The 17,770-nt window shown below is 60.1% G+C and carries 10 protein-coding genes and 5 pseudogenes; 8 read left to right on the forward strand and 7 right to left on the reverse strand.

All coding sequences use genetic code 11. The features are described from left to right. Positions 1-153: 153 nt before the first annotated feature. The 4 genes from BCA01S_RS32105 to BCA01S_RS35895 all read left to right on the forward strand — a co-directional run bounded on the left by BCA01S_RS32105 (position 154) and on the right by BCA01S_RS35895 (position 5,755). Positions 154-1,038, forward strand: coding sequence for a LysR family transcriptional regulator (locus BCA01S_RS32105; RefSeq protein ID WP_027780398.1), 885 nt, complete (start codon positions 154-156; stop codon positions 1,036-1,038). A 107-nt stretch (positions 1,039-1,145) separates the two neighbouring features. Then, the gene (locus tag BCA01S_RS35885) at positions 1,146-2,432 is read left to right on the forward strand and encodes a D-amino acid dehydrogenase (protein ID WP_341807710.1); all 1,287 of its coding nucleotides are present in this window, start codon (positions 1,146-1,148) and stop codon (positions 2,430-2,432) included. A gap of 62 nt (positions 2,433-2,494) precedes the next feature. Continuing rightward, positions 2,495-4,366, forward strand: a complete 1,872-nt coding sequence (locus tag BCA01S_RS35890) for an amidase (protein ID WP_052369568.1) — start codon at positions 2,495-2,497, stop codon at positions 4,364-4,366. A gap of 156 nt (positions 4,367-4,522) precedes the next feature. Continuing rightward, positions 4,523-5,755 carry an MFS transporter gene (locus tag BCA01S_RS35895; protein ID WP_156955149.1) on the forward strand — a complete coding sequence of 411 codons (1,233 nt, stop codon included), beginning with the start codon at positions 4,523-4,525 and terminating at the stop codon, positions 5,753-5,755. Between the two features lie 336 nt (positions 5,756-6,091). On the opposite strand, the gene BCA01S_RS39325 is transcribed toward BCA01S_RS35895, so the two are convergent. Then, complete coding sequence (locus BCA01S_RS39325) at positions 6,092-7,924, reverse strand: PAS domain S-box protein (protein ID WP_244145932.1); 1,833 nt, start codon at positions 7,922-7,924, stop codon at positions 6,092-6,094. Further along, positions 7,921-8,625 carry a CheR family methyltransferase gene (locus BCA01S_RS39330; protein ID WP_244145933.1) on the reverse strand — a complete coding sequence of 235 codons (705 nt, stop codon included), beginning with the start codon at positions 8,623-8,625 and terminating at the stop codon, positions 7,921-7,923. Before BCA01S_RS39330 ends, BCA01S_RS39325 begins: the two co-directional genes overlap by 4 nt. A gap of 28 nt (positions 8,626-8,653) precedes the next feature. On the opposite strand from BCA01S_RS39330, the pseudogene BCA01S_RS35905 reads away from it, so the two are divergent. Next, a pseudogene (locus BCA01S_RS35905) lies at positions 8,654-9,022 on the forward strand (helix-turn-helix transcriptional regulator); the annotation flags it as partial. 279 nt (positions 9,023-9,301) lie between these two features. Here the strand turns inward: BCA01S_RS35905 and BCA01S_RS39335 are convergent. The 3 genes and pseudogenes from BCA01S_RS39335 to BCA01S_RS38275 form a co-directional block, all read right to left on the reverse strand. Continuing rightward, a pseudogene (locus tag BCA01S_RS39335) lies at positions 9,302-9,553 on the reverse strand (type 2 periplasmic-binding domain-containing protein); the annotation flags it as partial. A gap of 55 nt (positions 9,554-9,608) precedes the next feature. Then, positions 9,609-10,319 carry an IS6 family transposase gene (locus tag BCA01S_RS32140; RefSeq protein WP_156955154.1) on the reverse strand — a complete coding sequence of 237 codons (711 nt, stop codon included), beginning with the start codon at positions 10,317-10,319 and terminating at the stop codon, positions 9,609-9,611. 339 nt (positions 10,320-10,658) lie between these two features. Then, a pseudogene (locus BCA01S_RS38275) lies at positions 10,659-10,880 on the reverse strand (IS110 family transposase); the annotation flags it as partial. 764 nt (positions 10,881-11,644) lie between these two features. Here BCA01S_RS38275 and BCA01S_RS32150 point away from each other — a divergent pair. Next, positions 11,645-12,997, forward strand: a complete 1,353-nt coding sequence (locus tag BCA01S_RS32150) for an MFS transporter (protein ID WP_027780403.1) — start codon at positions 11,645-11,647, stop codon at positions 12,995-12,997. Positions 12,998-13,046: 49 nt separating this feature from the next. Here BCA01S_RS32150 and BCA01S_RS32155 read toward each other — a convergent pair whose 3' ends face one another. Next, on the reverse strand, positions 13,047-14,111 hold the full coding sequence (locus tag BCA01S_RS32155; RefSeq protein WP_027780404.1) for an Ldh family oxidoreductase: 1,065 nt from the start codon (positions 14,109-14,111) through the stop codon (positions 13,047-13,049). Between the two features lie 152 nt (positions 14,112-14,263). Between BCA01S_RS32155 and BCA01S_RS32160 the strand changes: the two genes are divergently transcribed. Both BCA01S_RS32160 and BCA01S_RS35915 read left to right on the forward strand, forming a co-directional pair. Further along, positions 14,264-15,208 carry a LysR family transcriptional regulator gene (locus BCA01S_RS32160; RefSeq protein WP_027780405.1) on the forward strand — a complete coding sequence of 315 codons (945 nt, stop codon included), beginning with the start codon at positions 14,264-14,266 and terminating at the stop codon, positions 15,206-15,208. A gap of 1,216 nt (positions 15,209-16,424) precedes the next feature. Further along, a pseudogene (locus tag BCA01S_RS35915) lies at positions 16,425-16,670 on the forward strand (DUF1488 family protein); the annotation flags it as partial. A gap of 18 nt (positions 16,671-16,688) precedes the next feature. On the opposite strand, the pseudogene BCA01S_RS38655 reads toward BCA01S_RS35915, so the two are convergent. After that, positions 16,689-17,748: pseudogene (locus tag BCA01S_RS38655) on the reverse strand (PDDEXK nuclease domain-containing protein). Positions 17,749-17,770: the final 22 nt, after the last annotated feature.

A 17,770-nucleotide genomic window follows, 5' to 3' on the forward strand; every position in this document is an offset into this window, starting at 1 on the left:
GGTGTTAAATATTGCCGGAGATGGAAACGTCGTCTAGTGAATTTACGTAGGTTGGCCATAACCGAAGTTTATGGGCACCGTCGCGTCTGCGCGCTTTGTCTTGCGTGGCGTAGAGTTGACGGCCAGACCAATCCGACTGATAAGGAAAACAGCGTGAGGCTACGTCATATCGAGGTCTTCAGCGCGATCATTTCAACCGGCTCCGCGGCGGGTGCAGCCAAACTGCTGCATATATCGCAGCCTGCCATCAGCAAGGTACTCAAGCACGCCGAGCAGTCGCTCGGATTTGCGCTGTTCATACGGGACAAGGGAAAACTGGTGCCCACGCCGGAGGCATTGAGGCTCAGAGAAGAGCTCGGCCCGCTTGAAGACCAGTTGCGGCGCATTCGACGGTTATCGGCAACGTTGGCTCACGGCGCTGTCCGCCCGTTGGCCGTCGCGGTCACGCCGGCGATCGCCTACACCGTGTTGCCGCAGGCGGTCGCCGCGTGGTGCGAAGCGTTCCCGGACGCAAACTGTGAGCTCGCCGTCGCGCATACACGCGAAATCGAGCAGGCACTGCTGCTCGGCGAAGCGGAATTGGGGCTGACCATGCGACCGATCTCGCACCCCAACCTGATCGCGACGCCCATTCTGGATTGCCGCTTGTGCGCGATTGCGCCCGCGGGCTGGTGGCCGGAGGAATTGCTGACCTACCCCGTTCAGCCCAGTGAGCTCGCCAACACGCAACTGATCTCGATCGATGCGGACGACTACCTGGGCGCCTTGCTCGCAAGCTGGGTGGCCGACACACCGGGTGTCGTGTCGCGGGTCTCCGTCCAGACCTATCCGCTTGCGCATGCGCTCGTCGAAAACCGCGTCGGGGTCGCGCTCGTCGATTCACTAACCGCCCGATCGACAGGCAAGCGGTACAGCGTACAGACGAGGCCGGTCGCATCGGATCAGACCCTGCACGTCTATGCCGTCACTGAGCGCTCGCGGCCGCCGCTCAAGCTCGGCGAGCGCCTTTTGCAATCCCTGCGCGAAGCCGCCGGGTAACCAGCAGGGAGCCGCGGTCGAATGCATTGGCCAGACGCCTATAACCTCGGTTTATCGCCGCGGGCTGTTTCGATATTGGACGAGATCAGCAAGGCAATCAACAATGCGTGAATAGACTTTTAACGGACACGCAAATGCACGTGATGGTGTTGGGCGGCGGAGTGACCGGCCTGGCGACGGCATGGTACCTGGCCTGTGACGGCCATGAAGTCACGGTGGTGGAACGCAATGCCGAGGTCGCGCTAGAAAGCAGCTACGCGAATGGCGGACAGCTTTCGTACAGCTACGTGGCCCCGCTCGCTGGCCCCGGTGTGCTTTCGAAATTGCCGCAGTGGCTAACGCAACCGCACTCTCCGGTGCAATTCCGTCCACGTGCCGATCCCGACCAATGGCGATGGCTACTGAAATTCGTCCTGGCTTGCACCCGCGCACAGAGCGAACTGGCGACGCGCCGCCTCGTGGCGCTGTCATTCCTCAGCCGTGACCTTATGCGGGACCTGCTGAACCGCGAGCCGACGCTGTCTTTCGATTACGCGAAAACGGGCAAGTTAGTCGTGTACCGCAACGAAGATAGCTTCGCATCGGCTCGCCGTTTGCTGCACTTTCAACGATCTCTCGGGTGCGAGCAACACGTGCTGACGGCTCGCGAATGCACGGCAGCCGAGCCTTCGCTCGACGGGTTGGGGTTGAATCTCGCGGGCGGCATTTTGACGCCGAGCGAGGAGACGGCCGATTGCTACAAGTTTTGTGTTGGCCTCGCCGCCAAGCTCAGGTCGAGGAAGGTTCGCTTGCTGCTCGGCACGGAAGTCACCTCGTTGCGCGCCGACCGCGGACGCCGAGCGCATCGCATCACGGTTCATGCCAACGGTTGGGAGATCGCTGCCGATCAGGTCGTCGTCTGTGCGGGCGCCGCCAGCCCGGATTTGCTTAGACCGCTTGGCATCAGAATTCCGCTTTATCCGCTCAAGGGATATAGCCTGACAGCCCAGATTCGCGCACGCGATGCGGCCCCGCACATGAGCGTCACCGATTTCGATCGGAAGATAGTTTACGCGCGGCTGGGCGATCGACTTCGAATCGCAGGCATGGCTGACATCGCCGGGCGCGATGCGAAGCCCGATCCCTCACGGATCGAATCATTGCGTAGCGAAGCCGCACGCGCATTTCCGCTGGCTGGCGACTATGCGCAAGCGCAGGCGTGGTGCGGATTGCGGCCGGCAACGCCCACGAGCACACCGGTCATTGGCGCGACACGATTCGCCAATCTCTGGCTCAACCTCGGGCAAGGCGCGCTCGGCTTCACGCTTGCCTTGGGAAGTGGTTTGCTCATTAGCGAGCTCGTTACGGGACGCAGGCCGTCCGTTCCACTCGACGGTTTCGCGTTGCCATCGTAGGCACGGGCGCAGGATAAAAGTGCTGCGTTCGCGCCGCGATCGCGAACAGGGAATGAACTGGTATGACGATCGACCATACAGCAGACCATGGCTTCAAACCAGAGACCAGCTACGACGCGAGCGAAAAGTCGGTGCAGCAGCTGCATCGCGCACTGGCTTCTGGCCAGCTCACGGCTGTCGAACTCGTGCAGAGTTACATCGACCGGATCGAAGCGTTCGATCGGGCCGGTCCCAGACTGAACTCGATCGTTGCAATCAACCCGTCCGCCTTGCGCGAAGCGGTGGCGCTCGACGCCGAGCGGTGCGCGAAGGGCATGCGCGGCTTCCTTCATGGTATTCCGGTACTCGTCAAAGACAATATCGACGTCGCGGGCCTGCCGACGTCCGGCGGCTCGCTCGCGTTTGCCAACCTCTACCCGCAGACCGACGCGTTTCTCGTTCAGAAACTAAGGGCGGCAGGTGCCATTGTGTTAGGCAAGACAACGATGCACGAACTCGCCGCGGGGGTAACCAATGTCTCGTCTTTGACCGGCTTTACACGCAACCCGTACGACCTGCGTCGGGTGCCCGGCGGCTCAAGTGGCGGCACGGCCGCGGCCATTGCGGCGAGCTTCGCCGCCGTGGGCATCGGCAGCGATACCTGTGGCTCGCTGCGCGTGCCGGCGTCGTGTCAATCCCTCTATACGCTGCGCTTGTCGCGCGGACTCGCAAGCCGGTCAGGCATGATGCCGCTGTCGACGACACAGGACATCCCCGGGCCGCTCGCTCGAACCGTCGATGATCTCGCCATCGCGCTAGACGCGATCGTGGGTGCGGATCCCGCGGATGCTTCGACGGTCGGCACGGGAGCCGATATCCCCCGCTCTTATCTGGCTGGAATTCGCGCCGATGCATTGGCCGGACTCAGGATTGGAGTAGTGGCGCAGTTGTTCGGCAGCGCCGCCGATGAAGAAGATGTGTCGGCGCTGAGCCGCCACGCGTTGGAAGTGATGCAGCGGCTAGGAGCGCAACTGGTCGACATTGACATCCCCGAGCTCGAACAGGTGATGCGGGCGAGCAACGTGATCGCGCACGAGTTCCGGTTTGCGTTGGCTGACTACCTGAGCCGTTATCCTGCTTCGGCGATACGCTCACTGAGCGATGCGATTGCTGCTGGTTTGCACCACGAGCAGCTCGAATTCGTGCTCAGGGCGAGAGATGCGATCCAGCACCGCGACAGCGAAGCGTACCGGCAGGCCATTGCGCAACAAGCGAAACTGCGCGACATGGTCGAAACGTGCATGGGGCGACACGCTGTCCAGGTGCTCGCCTATCCTGCGCTGCGCCGCAAGCCGACGATGATCGGGGAAATCCTGCCCGCCGCGAATAGCCAGCTTGCACCGGGCACGGGGCTCCCCGCCATCGTCATGCCGGCCGGCTGGACGAGCGACGGCCTGCCTGTTGGCATCGAGCTGATGGGTGCGCGCTATCGCGAGCAGGACCTGCTCAGCTATGCGAGCCAGTGGGAAGCCCAGGCATGGACGCGCGCTGCGCCAGCTTCCACGCCGTCCATTGGCGCGCTGTCGTCAACCGGCCGTACGATCCGTGCACGCGTTTGCTTTCGCGCGCAAAGCGGCGATCAAGACCGCGTGTGCGTGGACTATGCGCTGGACGTGCTGACGGCAGAACTGCGGTACGAGGCGTCCGTGGGGGCGAACGTCGTCGATCGATTGATAGCGGTCACCGTCCATGCGGCACGCGATCAGTCGACCGGTCCGGTCTTCGCCAACCTGGTCGCGAGAGGTGAACGACAGCGAACCGACACGCTTCCGCTCGCGCCTCACCAACTCGCGCGATGGGTAAGAGGCGATGTTGTGTTCCGGCTCACCACGACGAATAGCACCGAGGATGCAGTGGCGGTATGTTCCGACACGACCGCCAGCGTGCGGCGTTAGCCGGGCGTCGTTCCCTGAACCATAACGTGCGTTTATAGGCGGGTGGCATATCGTCAATTGCATTGACATATTGACCGTCGCACATTGAAGCCTTGTGGTCTTTCGGGCCGATTCGGCTGGTTGACAGAGCGAGAACGTTATATGGAGACATCAAGAATGGGTTCAAAGAACTGGCGCAAAGTGGCGCTCATCGCAGTCATTTTCGTCGCCTGGGTGGTCGCGTACGCCGACAGGATCGTGATGAGCACGGCAGTGATTCCGATCGCGCAGGAGTTTCGACTCAACGACCAGGAGCGCGGCTATGTGCTGGGCGCTTTTTACTTTACGTATGCGTTCATGCAGCTTGGCGGAGGTTGGCTGGCCGATCGCCACGGCGCGAAGCGTGTACTCACCGCATGTATCGTGATGTGGTCCGTCTTCACCGCACTCACCGGGATGTCGTGGTCGTTCACATCGCTTCTCGTCATCCGCCTACTCTTCGGAATCGGTGAAGGCGGTTTCGCTCCGGCGAACGCGGTGGCAATCGCCGAGAACTTTGAGAAGCGCGAACGTGGCCGCGTGCAATCGCTGATGTCGAGCACGGTATTCCTGGGCAACGCAGCCGGATCCATCTTTGTCGCCACCGTTATTGCAGCTTACGGCTGGCGATGGACGTTTCCTGCGCTGGGCGTATGCGGTGTGTTGGTCGCCGCCGCATTCGTCTTTATGCTTGAGCCGCGCAAGCGCATGCACGTTGAACGCGACAGCAGCGGCACCCAGAACCGCGCCCAGTACATGCAGTTGCTGCGTAATCCGCTGACCTGGCGCGTGGGCCTCATCTGGTTCTGCAGCAGCACGTTATTCCTCGGGCTTCAATCGTGGATGCCATCGTATCTGCTCAAGGTACGAGGCATCGATATCCAGCACATCGGCGTTGCGTCGATGATCCCCTATATCGTGGCATTCTTCGGAACCAACGCCGTCGGCCACGTGATCGACAAGGCGGGCGCTCAGCGATCAAGGCCGCTGATGGCATGCGGCGCGCTGCTTTGCGCACTATTCCTGATCCTGATGATGACAACGTCGTCACTGCCGCTGCTCGTGCTGTACTGGACGCTGTGTATCGGCGCCTTCACGATGGTGTACGCAACCGTTTTCACCGTTCCGCTCAAATATTTCCCGAACGAGCACGTCGGCAGCGCAACGGGTCTGATCAACTTTGGCGGTCAAATGGCCGGATTCATCGCCCCGGTGATAATGGGTCATCTGATAGGAGCCTTCAACGGCTCGTACGTGGGGGCCTTCCTTTACCTCGTGCTGTCAGCGGCGATAGCGAGCGCCATTGCGTGCACGTTGAAGACGCCAGGGGCTAATGAGGAGCCGGCGCCAGCAGCCTTGGCCAACCCGTGATTCCCGACGCGTAGGTCATGCTCCGCTTCACGGCAAGTCCTGCTATGCGGCGCGGAACTCCTCCGATTAAAGCTGACGAAGGGGCTCCCGCCGCATGGCAAACCGAAACCGCGAGAAAGCAACATCGCGGCGAGTCCACATACGTCGAGAGACTGTTCGGCGTGCCACGGTTCGGGCGCGGGATAGTGGGCTGCGATTTGCACGTTTCGCGATGCCGTTTCGTGCCGCAAAGACATCACTTGCACCGCCCGGAAGCATTGCCAGCGCCCGACTTGCATCGGCGTTTTCATCAATAATGAGGATGTGGATCGGTAGGGTCGGGGCCATAGCCCGCTGTCACTCACCCTGTTGCCCGACGGCGGGCCCGGGGCCGAGTGGCAGATCCACAATCAGTTCACTGCCGTCGTTGGTGGCTCGGATTGAGCCACCGTGGAGTTCGACCAGTCTCTGAACGACGGACAACCCGACAGCCAGGCCACTTTCGCACGGACGGTCGGCCGCAGTTGCCTGGACCAGCATGTCAAAAAGATTCGGGTGCGTTGAAGATCGAATACCTGCCCCATGGGCAGTGACGCTGAGCAGGAGTCGCTGGGCCATCCTGGTTCCTACCAGGTGTATGGCCCCGCCCGGGGCCGTGGACTTCGCGGCGTTTGTTACCATATGTTCGATAACCTGCGACAGGCGCGCCGGGTCCGCATCCAGCCAGAGGGGTTGTGCCGGCAAGGATACGGAAAACGTATGACCGTGTTCATCGACGACGGGCGCGGAAAGTTCGACGACATGGCGGATAATCGTTTCGATTGGAACCCTCTGCCGCTCCAACTCGAGGGTTCCGTTTGTTATCCGCGAAATATCGAGCATGTCGTTCACAAGACGCATCATCGCGCGACTCTGCCGCTTTACGACCGCGGCGGCCCACTCCTTCTGGGAAGGTGCGACCGTCTCCGAGACGAGCAGATTGCCGGCGGAGACCAGCTCCACAAGGGGATTGCGCAACTCATGGCCGAGCGTGGCCAGAAACTCGTTCTTTCGCCGCTCAGCGACCGCAACCTGTTCCGCGTGCTCGCGAAGATGGGCATTGCTCACACTGCGATTGACGAGGTCGCGCTCAGTCGATGCGACCGCAAAGGCCTTGCCCCTGCCGTCAGACAGGACAAACAGCGTCAGCCAGATATCGAGGACCCGTCCATCTTTCGTAACGCGTTGCGTCTCATAGGAATGCGCCGCCTCATCGTGTTCGGCATGCCGGATAAAGTCGAGGTGATCCTGCCTCGCGCCAGCTGGTACCAGATCGGAGACGGTCATGCGTAAGGCTTCCGCTTCGCTGTAGCCATACATTCCGCTTGCGGCCCTGTTCCAGGCAAGAAAGCGGCCTTTGCGGTCGAATAACGTCACCGCGTCGTTCGAATCCTTAACCACCGCGGCCAGCCGTCGGGCGCGTTCGTCAGGCACTTTGACGTGGGTGATATTGGTCCACGTCACCACGACGCCTGCGGTTGTCGTTCCGCGAATCGCAATATAGGGCGTAACGCGGCGCACATACCATTCGGCGGTCGCGGTCGCGGTTTCGATTTCATTCTCTGACTGCTGTTGCACGCCTGCAAGTATCCGGTCGACCTCTGCTGGCAAGTTTTCGCCGAGCAGGTTCCCGACAATCTCCACTATCCTGCGTCCGATGTCAGACGGCGCAAGACCTAGAAGCCTCGCCGCGCTAGGCGTAAACCGCCTGACAAGACCGTCCCTGTCGAGAAGCAGCGTCGCGATCTCGATGCAAGCAAACAGATTTGTGAGGTCTGCGTTGACCGCCTCGGTCTGACGGACCTTTTGCTCAAGCTGGGAATTGGCGTTATTGAGCTGCTCATTGACGGCCTGCAGCTCCTCTTTCGACGTTTCGAGTTCTTCGTTCGCGGAACGCAATTCTTCATTCATCGAGAGGATTTCTTCGTTTGACACCCGCAATTCGCTATTGCTCTCTTCCAGCTCCGCAATCGTGCTACCGAGTTCCATCTGCGTTGTACGAAGCTCGTTCTCGAGGTGCCAGAGGTCGGAGTCCGCACCGGAAGGAACCTGGGCCACAGGCCGCTCAACTGTCGGCAGCCAGGCAAAAAGAACAAGCAATGCTTTGCCGGCATGCGTCGTGTTGAACGGCTGCGTCACCGTGATTTTCACAGCGCCCGCTGCCCAGTCCGCAACGACCTGGCTGACCGGCGAGCCGGTCTGATGCTGGGTTGCCCGGCGCAATGCGATGCGCAGTTTAAGCGCAGCCCTTCGCGCGCCATATCGAGAATGTTGCTTGTTGGCTCATCTGCCGGTTGCGTCAAATATTCATCCGTCGCGCCGCTCAGGTAGAGTACCTGGTGCGCAGAATTGGTCAGTACCGATGCGGCATGATGCACTTCGAGTAGCGTGGCGTTCACGAGCTCGGCGTAGCCTTTGTTACGGGTGCCGACGCGGCTCGCGGGCGGCGACTCCTCGCGTGTAGCTTTTGTGGAAAACCGGTAGCCAGCGGGTGCCCGGGTCAGAACCGGGGTGCGCCGATAGATGCGCCAGGCTCGCGAAACCTGCTCGAACTGCGTAGAGTCGGGATCGGTACTCTCCGAGCGGCCAAGAAAAAGGAAGCGCTTCGGATTAAGCGCGAAGTGAAATAATTCAAACACCCGCTGCTGGGCGTCAGGCTCCAGATAGATCAGCAGGTTCCGGCAACTGACCAGATCGACACGTGAGAAAGCGGGATCAGCGATCAGATTTTGCGGCGTGAACAGTATAGTTTCGCGAAGTTCCTGCCTGATCTGGTATCCATCATTGTGCGCCTGGAAGAATTGCGCAAGCCGCGCTTCGCCAACCGCTGAGCCAGCACTGGCTTGATACACGCCCTGCCGCGCCCGACGCAGCGCCAAGCGAGCGGCTGCAAGTACACATCCCTCGTATCAACGTGTTGCGATTGCAGTAAAGCACATTCAGGATCATTACGCGCATCCGCTGAAGTTAGCGGATCTTGCAGCACTTATCGACATGTCAGTTGCGCAGGTCGAGCGCTGTTTCTTCAGAGTCTTTCACCTTACGCCTCGACAGATGCTGCTGAAAACGCGGCTGGATGCAGCTTCGCAATTGCTCGCGGGTGACCTTAACATCACCGACATTGCGACGCGTTGCGGCTACACCGATCACAGTGCATTCACGCGTCAATTCAAGCCGACGGTGGGGATTACGCCGACCCAATATCGCTCGTTGCTGCAACCCGCGACGACGTCCGTCAGGAAGCATTGAAAAGCGGAAGGCCCAGCGTCCGTTCCGTCGTTGACACAAAATCAATGGAAGCGGACGAAAAGTGGGGGAACGATCCTTCAACGGTGAACGGCCTCGGGCAGGGCGGGATAAGGCTTGCCTGCGGTCGCCGATAGTCTCTGTACACAGTATGACCCGGACGAATCCACTCGCCAGATGCAACGTTCGAGCGCTGTGCCGAAATGCAAGGGTGGTGCATCACCGAAACCTTAAACAAAAGATTGTCAATAAGCAGCTTCTGCGCACTTGCGTGCGCGTGCTTCGGCCGACCATGAAGCGTTGATGGAGCAGGCGAAGGCCCGGCGTTTTGTGCGTATCTTTTTCCAGTTGGTGCTTCACGTCCGCTGCGACTTCCAGGTTCTGTTCAAGGAACGTCTGCGCGACGTTCGGTGAGCTAGGCGCGCGAGCGATCTGCGGCGCCTTCAACTCCGGCGTGAGAAAGAGGTCATACGCGCTGCCCCGGCCGACCGCGACGCGGTTGTGCGTCTGATCGACGTCCTCACTTGTTCTGACGGTTCTGTCGCTGTAAGGAAAGCGGGTCAAGCAAAGGTGATATGCGAAGGATAGCTTACGAAACCAACGAGTAAAATTGCTGGGCGGCAGACAGCGAAGTTCTGCCCGAACATTTCACCTGTCCTTTCTTGATCATGTGCATCAATTCGATGCCACTCGGAATGACCCGCGCGCAGTTGAAATCCTTGAACCCGAGCATCGGTCGGGTTCGGCGTTTGATCGCTCGATGGTCCTGCTCCACGATGTTGTTCAAATACTTGATCTGACGAACCTTGATGGGCGTCTCGCGCTCGGCGTTCACCGCGTTAAGCGCGGCCAGATTGGCGCCGCTCTTGTCGATGGTTACGGTCTTGGGCGAGCCGTTCTGACCGATTGCCTTTTCGAAGAAGCGCCGCGCAGCAGCCTTGTCCCGCCTGGCTCTGAACACAAAATCGATGGTATTGCCTGCCTTATCCACTGCCCGGTAAAGATACTTCCACGATCCCTTGACCTTGATATAGGTTTCGTCAAACCGCCAGCTCTTGCCGACCGGACGCTTGAGCTTATGAAATGTTTTTTCGAACAGTGGCACCATCTTGATCACCCAGCGATGCACCGTCGAATGATCGACACAAATGTCGCGCTCGGCCATCATTTCCTCGAGATTGCGAAGACTCAGCGAGTAGGCAACGTACCATCGCACGCACAGCAGGATCACATCAAGCGGATAGTGTAATCGCTTCAGAACCTTGGCGATGTCCGGAGCAAGCGTCGATCGTGGCGTCATTGTCTTCTTCATCGTGTGGCCAGAGCGTTTTCGTCCGCCTCGAATTTTACCTCGCCCGCGTTAATGCGACATGTATGGACTCGACGCCTTTTGCAAGCTTCTTTTCGCGATGTCAAAACGGTCGGCACGCATGTATCCGGCTTGCCCGATGGGCGATTCCCGAAGCACGCCCGCAGCCTTGATGCGATCCGCGCACCCCGTCCTTAACAGAACCGCGGCTTGCCGCGAACGACAGCCGTCGCAATAAACAGGTTTCGGAGTGCAGGTTCAACCAGTTTCGTCATCGTTTTGCAGAAGCTTCGCAAACCAGAGTGAGGGAGAGCGCGTGTAAATCTGGAGTTAGCCAGCTATGCTGGCGATACCTCGGCCAACGTAGCTGGCATCGCTGCTGAGTAGTGCCTGAATAACTCGCGCGTTATGATTGGCCAGTGCAACCGCGGTGCAGTTATATCCTCGTCGCGCTATGAGCTGCTGCAGCCACACGCTGTGCATGTCGGTCCTGGACTTCACGAATCGCAGCACCGCTCGCGCGCCTTGAATGAGCAAAGTGCGCAGGTTCGTGGTTGGCAAAGCCCGACAGTGACCGAGCACCTTCGAGTGCGTCAAAGCGACGGGGAACCGACCAGCGAAACCCATCAGGGACAGCGGCGCAGCCGCAGCGAAAGTCCGAATGTACGGTTGCAATCTACCTTCCAGTCATCGCGTACTGAAAGCCTGGCAAAACCGGGGGCGTCCATGTACGGTCACTGAGCCGAGCTCATATTTTGCGAACCGAAGCGCCAGCGAGCTGCCGTTGGCGATCTCACCCTATCGGCCAATAAGCGTCATACGTCGCGGCTGCAGTACCGCCATCTATGCGACTGCAGCGCGTTCGAGATCGGTCGTTGGGCCGCTGCTCGCCAAAGAGGGGCCGCCGCACCGGAAGAAGGTGGTCGACACATCTCGCCTTTGTCCTCTCGAAGGGGAAGTCAGCGACGCCGTTGGCGCTGATCGATAGCTTCGTTTTTTTGCTGAGATCTGCCCGTCTACTTGTCGGTCGCTTGCCCTACCAGCCGAATCGTCGCCTTGAAGCACTGACAGCCGTGCAGTTACTTATGGCGTTCATGGAGAGCTTGGATTCTGGTTTCGATCTCATCCGTCCTTCGATGGTTTCGCTCGGGTTTGCCCCTATCTCGCCATAAACAAATGGAATTGCTTTGCGAGGAATATTGATTGGATTTCCAACGGACGCGGGCATATCGTCGCTCAATCCAATGCTGTAATGCGCACGTTTGCATCGGATACTGGCCCTCGCCGATAGAACAAAATATCTAGGAGACTTACCCATGGAGCAATCCTCTACGGCGCCGCGTGTGCCGGAGTCGGGCAGCAGTAACGCTCAGAACATCGCTTCCAACGACCAGGCTTCCCCACGGGTGCGGCGAATTCAGCGGACCGCGCTTGCTCTGCTTCTCCTGAGCGGGGTCATCAATTACATCGACCGCGCGACGTTGTCTATCGCGAATCCGCTGATCCGGCACGATCTCGGACTCTCCGTCGCGGAAATGGGCCTGTTGCTGTCGGCGTTTCTATGGGCTTACGCATTCGCGCAACTGCCCGCGGGCGCGTTGGTCGATCGCTTCGGCGCGCGCGTCATGCTGTCCGTCAGCCTGGCGACGTGGTCGGTGGCCCAAGCGTTCGGCGGTGTGGTGAGCAACTTCGGCCAGTTCTTCGCTGCTCGCATGGTGCTGGGAATAGGCGAGGCGCCGCAGTTTCCGACGGCCGCCAAAGTCGTTCGCGATTGGTTCGGCAAAAAAGAGCGCGGCGCCGCGACCGGCATCTGGAACAGTTCGTCGACGCTTGGTACTGCAATATCAGCGCCTTTGCTGACGGTCTTAATGTTGACTGTGGGATGGCGATGGATGTTCGGCGTCATGGGAATCGCCGGCCTCCTCGTGGCGCTCGGCTTTTTTATCCTGCATCGCGACCCGCATCAGGTCGAGTTGACGCAACGGGAGCGCGCGTATCTGTCGGACGTCGATGGGGAGGCGCAGAGCCGTCCGACATGGCGCGAGTGGCGCCGTCTGTTCGAGTTCAGCACCACGTGGGGCATGTTGCTCGGATTCTTCGGCACGATCTACGTCTTGTGGCTTTACAACGCGTGGTTGCCGTCTTACCTGCAAATGGAACTTCACCTGACTATTGCGAAGTCGGGATGGGTGGCCGCGGTTCCCTATCTCTTTGGCGTGGTGGGCAGTCTCTCTGGCGGAAAGATTTGCGACGTGCTCGCACGGCGAGGCGTGTCGGCGATCAACAGCCGAAAATATCCCATGGCGGCTTCGCTTTTCGGGGTCGCCGTGTTCACGGTACTGACCGGCCTCACGCACAATGTGACGTTGGCGGTCGTCTTCATTTCGATCTCGATGTTGCTGCTGTACGTTTCGAGCAGCGCGGCCTGGGCGACCGCGTCCGTTGCCGCGCCCGCCAATTGCACCGCTTCCATCGGCTCCATGCAAAATTTCGGCGGCTACTTCGGCGGCGCGCTGGCACCGGTGGTCACGGGCTTCATCGTGCAGCAGACCCACTCGTTCCAGCCCGCGCTGTTCGTCGGAGCGGCCGTTGCCGCTGTCGCGGTGATCGGCTACTGGTTGCTCGTGCGCGGCCCGATTCCGCCGGCCGCGCTCACCCGCGACGTGTAACAGCAAAACAATGCTGCCGCGGCGAGAGTCTGGGCTCTCGCTCCTGCTGTCAGCCGGGTAGTGCGGAAGGCAGCGGGATGCCATAGCGCCGCGCGCAGGCTTCAAGTGCCGGCGCGATTGTCGAGTGCAGAGCGACTCCATCGCGCAGTTGCTCGCGCTTGAGGCTCAGTCCGCGATCGCCCGGCATGCGCACGCCCGCGGTTCCTGGACGTGGCGGATTATCGCGGCATGCATCGCCGAGCCAGTCCATCTGCCGCAGGAACGCCGCGGGACCGCCAAAAGCCGCCGGATCGTAGAGCGAAAGAAACACTGTAGCGCCCCATCCATCGGCAGGATCGGCCCGGCCGTGGCCTGCCAGCCCCCCCGTCAACGCCTCGATCAGCAACGCCAGCCCGAAGCCTTTATGTCCCCCCGTCATGCCCCCGATCGGCAGGATGGATCCCGGGGGATCCGTGCAGAGCACGCCGGGATCGCCGCTGGGCTGCCCATCCGCATCGAGGAAGCACGCTTCGTCGAAGTGTTGTCCCGCTTTGTGTCGGCGCGCGGTCATCCCCTGCGTCACCGTTGATGAAGAGATATCGATCAAAAACGGTGTGCCCGAAGTCGGAATGCCCGCCGCGATTGGATTCGGTGTAAATACGGACCGCGTGCCGCCGTGAGGGGCCACGCTTTGCCCCGCCGGGTCGGAACTGCTGAGCAAGATCATGAATCCGTCGGCAGTGGCTCTTTCGAGATAACTGGCAAGGCAGGCGATGTGGTGGCTGCGCCGAATCACCAATGTCGCCGTGCCGTACTTCTTCGCGCGCGGTGCCAGTGTTTCGATCCCGCTGAGAACCAGCCAGGGGCCAGGAAGACGCCGACCATCCCACAACACACTGCCGCCCCGGTCTGATACCACCTCCGGCTCGCCGGAGCAGGTCATCGCGCCGTTTTCGATCTCACCGATATAGGCGGGCAGCAACGCGAGGCCGTGCGTGTCGTGTCCCATCAGGTCGCCGTCGAGGAGCGTGCGAGCGATTGCAAGCGCTTTGACGTCCTCCATTCCAACCCTGACCAGTAGACGCTGTGCGAAGGCTTGCAGTTCATCGGCGGAGTATCGGATCTGTGTATCCATGGGTGTGCGTCAGTGAGGAATTCTGTTGGAAGACAGTCGGGCCGGCAATGCCCGACGCGCTTTGGATTGTCGTTTGAACTTGCGATAACCGTCCAATCGCGAATTGAGTAAAATCAATTCCATCTGGTTATAAATCGGATCGTGTTTACCCTATGTCGCAAGATTCCAGCCTCTCCATCACGCAGGTGCTGACCAAGCTGCGTTTTAGGCATCTCCAGCTGCTTGAACTGCTCGGTCGTACCCGCAACCTTCGTATCGCGGCTGAGCAGATGCACATCACTCAGCCGGCCGCCACGAAGATCCTGAGCGACTTGGAGGCGATGTTAGGCGCGCCGCTGTTCGAACGGCTACCGCGCGAAATGCGGCCGACGGATCTCGGTACGCTGTCGCTGCGCTACGCCAGCACGACACTGTCCAATCTGGGCAAGTTTTCGAGCGAGTTCGCGACATTAAAAGATGGCGGCTATGGTCATCTCACGGTCGGCTTCATTCCGGCTTCCGCCGCGCAACTCGTCACCGCGGCTATCAAGGAGATCCAGCGCCGGCGCCCGAGACTCATCATCAAACTGGTCGAGCAAAGCAGTGATCAGCTCGCGACGTGGCTTGAGGCAAGGCGGCTCGATGTGATGATTGGGCGCCCGACCGAGCCACGACACGAGGCGCTTTTCGATGTGGTCGATTTATTACCGGAGCCGGCGCGTGTGGTCGTCGGAAAGCATCATCCGTTGCTGAAGCAACGACGCATAGAGATCGCCGAACTGGGCGAGTGGCCGTGGATCTTGTATCCGCAAGGCACCGCCATGCGGCAGCTGTTCGAAGAGACGTTCGCGGCGGCTGGCATGGTTGCGCCGATGGGCATCGTGGAAACGCCGTCGATTTTTACGACGTTAGAGTTGCTGCAGGCAACCGACATGATGTCCCTTCAACCGAGAGCAGCGATGGACAAGTACGTCACGCATGGCCTTCTAGGCTATCTGGACGTGCCGATACGGCGGACATTGTCGAACTACAGTGTCATTACACGGAAAGACGAAGCTGCTTCGCAGGCGATGAACGAATTCGTTGCCATCCTCCAGGTAATCGCCGCGCAATACTAGGTCAGTCGACGTGACCGTTGTGAGAGCACGATTCCCGGTTCCGCAAGCAGGGGCAGCGTCGGCATGCTCTTTATGTGCTCGCTGCTGAAGTCGGCGATTACGGTCTCGGCATCTGGCTGCCGGGTACCAAACGCAGTCCGGCTTTGACGCTCGCGAGGTCGGCGACAGGGACCGCTGCATCGATTTTCGGCGTACCGATAGGCACTAAACCTTCGGGCATTTCGCGGACGCACGGGCTGAAAGCCCATCCCTCGTCATGTACGAGGCGGGCGCGTTCATCAATCGATTCAACGACCGTTGTGCAATCGACGGCTGCCATTAAGCGCGGCCGGCACGAACGGCTTAGGCGGGGTCGGGCTGAGACCATCCGCGCTTCAAACTCATCGCCGCAAACCGGTCATTGGTATTTCGCCTCCCGAAAGCGGCCGGTCGTCAACGCGCACTTCCGACCCGTGCCCGCCCCTCAGCTAGTTTCTGCGAACGTCACCAACGTGCTGGTTGAATCCGCCGCTCGAAAGCGGCCACTCGCTGTGCGGTCGGCGTCTCTGGAAGCAGTCTTGAGCGTTCGCTCTCGCTCATACTGACGAAGGATCAGGTCGTAGACAGTCGCCGCCCATGTAGATCCATACGCGGCTCTCGGTGGCTGTTGTGTGTGTGTCCGAAAGACATCAGTGCTTTATGTCGCCAAATAACGCGACTAACGGTCTGGCGCAATTTACTCGCCGACAACCTCGAAAAAAAGCCGTCTATAAACACGTGGGCCGCTGATGCTATCAGGAGCAGGGGAACTGGCCTGCAATCCATCGTCGGGCGAAATCCGGTGGCTAGATTAAAGATGCTCAGGAGCGCGAAGAGGCGGGGAGGGTGCACGTGTTTCGTCGCGACGGGAGCCGAGGCTCTCCGCCACATAGTCTGGCTGGCCACAATCTGTTCCCGCAACGTCGGCATCTGTGTCTTCTGGACCAACCCATTCGGGAGTCCCCGTCGCCAGAACCCGCCGACCAAGACGCGCCAGTTGCCGATGAATCGGGCGTCGGCAAGCGAGCGGTACTTCAAATCACGTTGCACTAGTTGCCTGTCGTCGCGGTTATGTAAACGCACGACGTGTCATCGAATCGAAGCGTGTCACCTATCTGGGCTGGTTTCTGCAGCGTGCCATTTACGGCGCTGGTCCTGAAGAACGTTCACGTCATGGAAAGTTCTTGATCGGGCGCCCGCCGTCTCGCCGGACGGACGCGCCGTCGTTTTCATGCCGTTGATTCGCGGCCGTGAGGTCGAAGGTGCGATTGCGCGTGACGCACTCGAAGATCATTTCTGGTTACCGCGTAGCGCCGACCCGGCCCCTACGCTCAAAGCATTTGAAAACGGTCGCAACCGCATCGTTGCAATTGCACAAAGAAAATTACTGGCGCGACCTGCTGAGCCGCTGTGGCTGACCGCGAACGACTTTGTGGCCAGGTAGCTGGCGACTGTCTCGCGGTTAGTTGAGAGGAGGGCCGGCCGCTGACAATTCGGACGTGCCTGGGTCAGGAAGATCGGGCCGTAATTCCGCCTCAATCTGGTCAATGGTAGGCAAATCCGTCTCCAGTGATTCCGGTACTCCGCGCATGCACTGGTACTCGGTGACACCCATTGGCTTGGCTACGCCGCGCAACGCATATTCCGCCACCAGCCGGTTCTTTTCCTTGCACAGCAGCAAGCCGATGGTCAGTTGGTCCTCCTGTGCCTTCACCTGCGCGTCGATCGCCGAAAGGTAGAGGTTCAGCTGGCCGGCGTACTCCGGTTTGAACGGCGTCGTTTTCAGTTCGACAACGACGTAGCAACGCAGCTTGAGGTGGTAGAAAAGTAGATCGATAAAAAACTCGTCACCGCCTACCTCCAGCCGGTACTGACGCCCTACGAAAGCGAACCCTGCGCCCAGTTCGAGCAGGAAACGCGTGACGTGCTGGTTAGCGCACGCTCGATGTCACGCTCCTGTGCGCTTTCGGTCAGGCCAAGGAAGTCAAAGATATAAGGAATCCTTCAGCACGTCGCGTGCGAGACCCAACTGCGCCGGAGGCAGCCGGTCGGCAAAATTCGTCACGGCCTTGCCGGTACGGACGTGGGCGGCGGTCTCGATCTGCACGGTAAGCACACTGCGTGACCAGCCGTGCTCGAGCGATTTTCCCGCATACCAAAGCCGCTGCGCTGAGTCGTCCAGCTTGTCCAGCAGCGTCACGACGTGCGACCACGGTAATTGTGCAACGGGTTGTTGCACAATTTCCAGCTGCGGAAAGGCTTGCGCGAGGGCACGCATGTACTTGAGGTTCCGCGGCGAGAAGCCGCGCATGTCCGGAAACGTCACTTGAGATCGCGCGCGAGCCGGTCGACAACGCCCGCGCCCCAGCCCTGTTTTGCTGCCTGTCAAGAATGTCGCGCCCGATCCGCCAGTACAGTGCAACCAGTTCGCGATTCGCGCTGTCGAGCGCGCGTTGCCGCGCGCTCGAGGCGCTGCTTGAGCTCGGCGAACACGACATTTCAATTTGGCGGAAACACGACATCTGAACTTTGGACTAACACAAA

Origin of the sequence: Paraburkholderia caledonica NBRC 102488, from assembly GCF_000685095.1 — a bacterium.
Classification (GTDB): Bacteria; Pseudomonadota; Gammaproteobacteria; order Burkholderiales; family Burkholderiaceae; genus Paraburkholderia; species Paraburkholderia caledonica.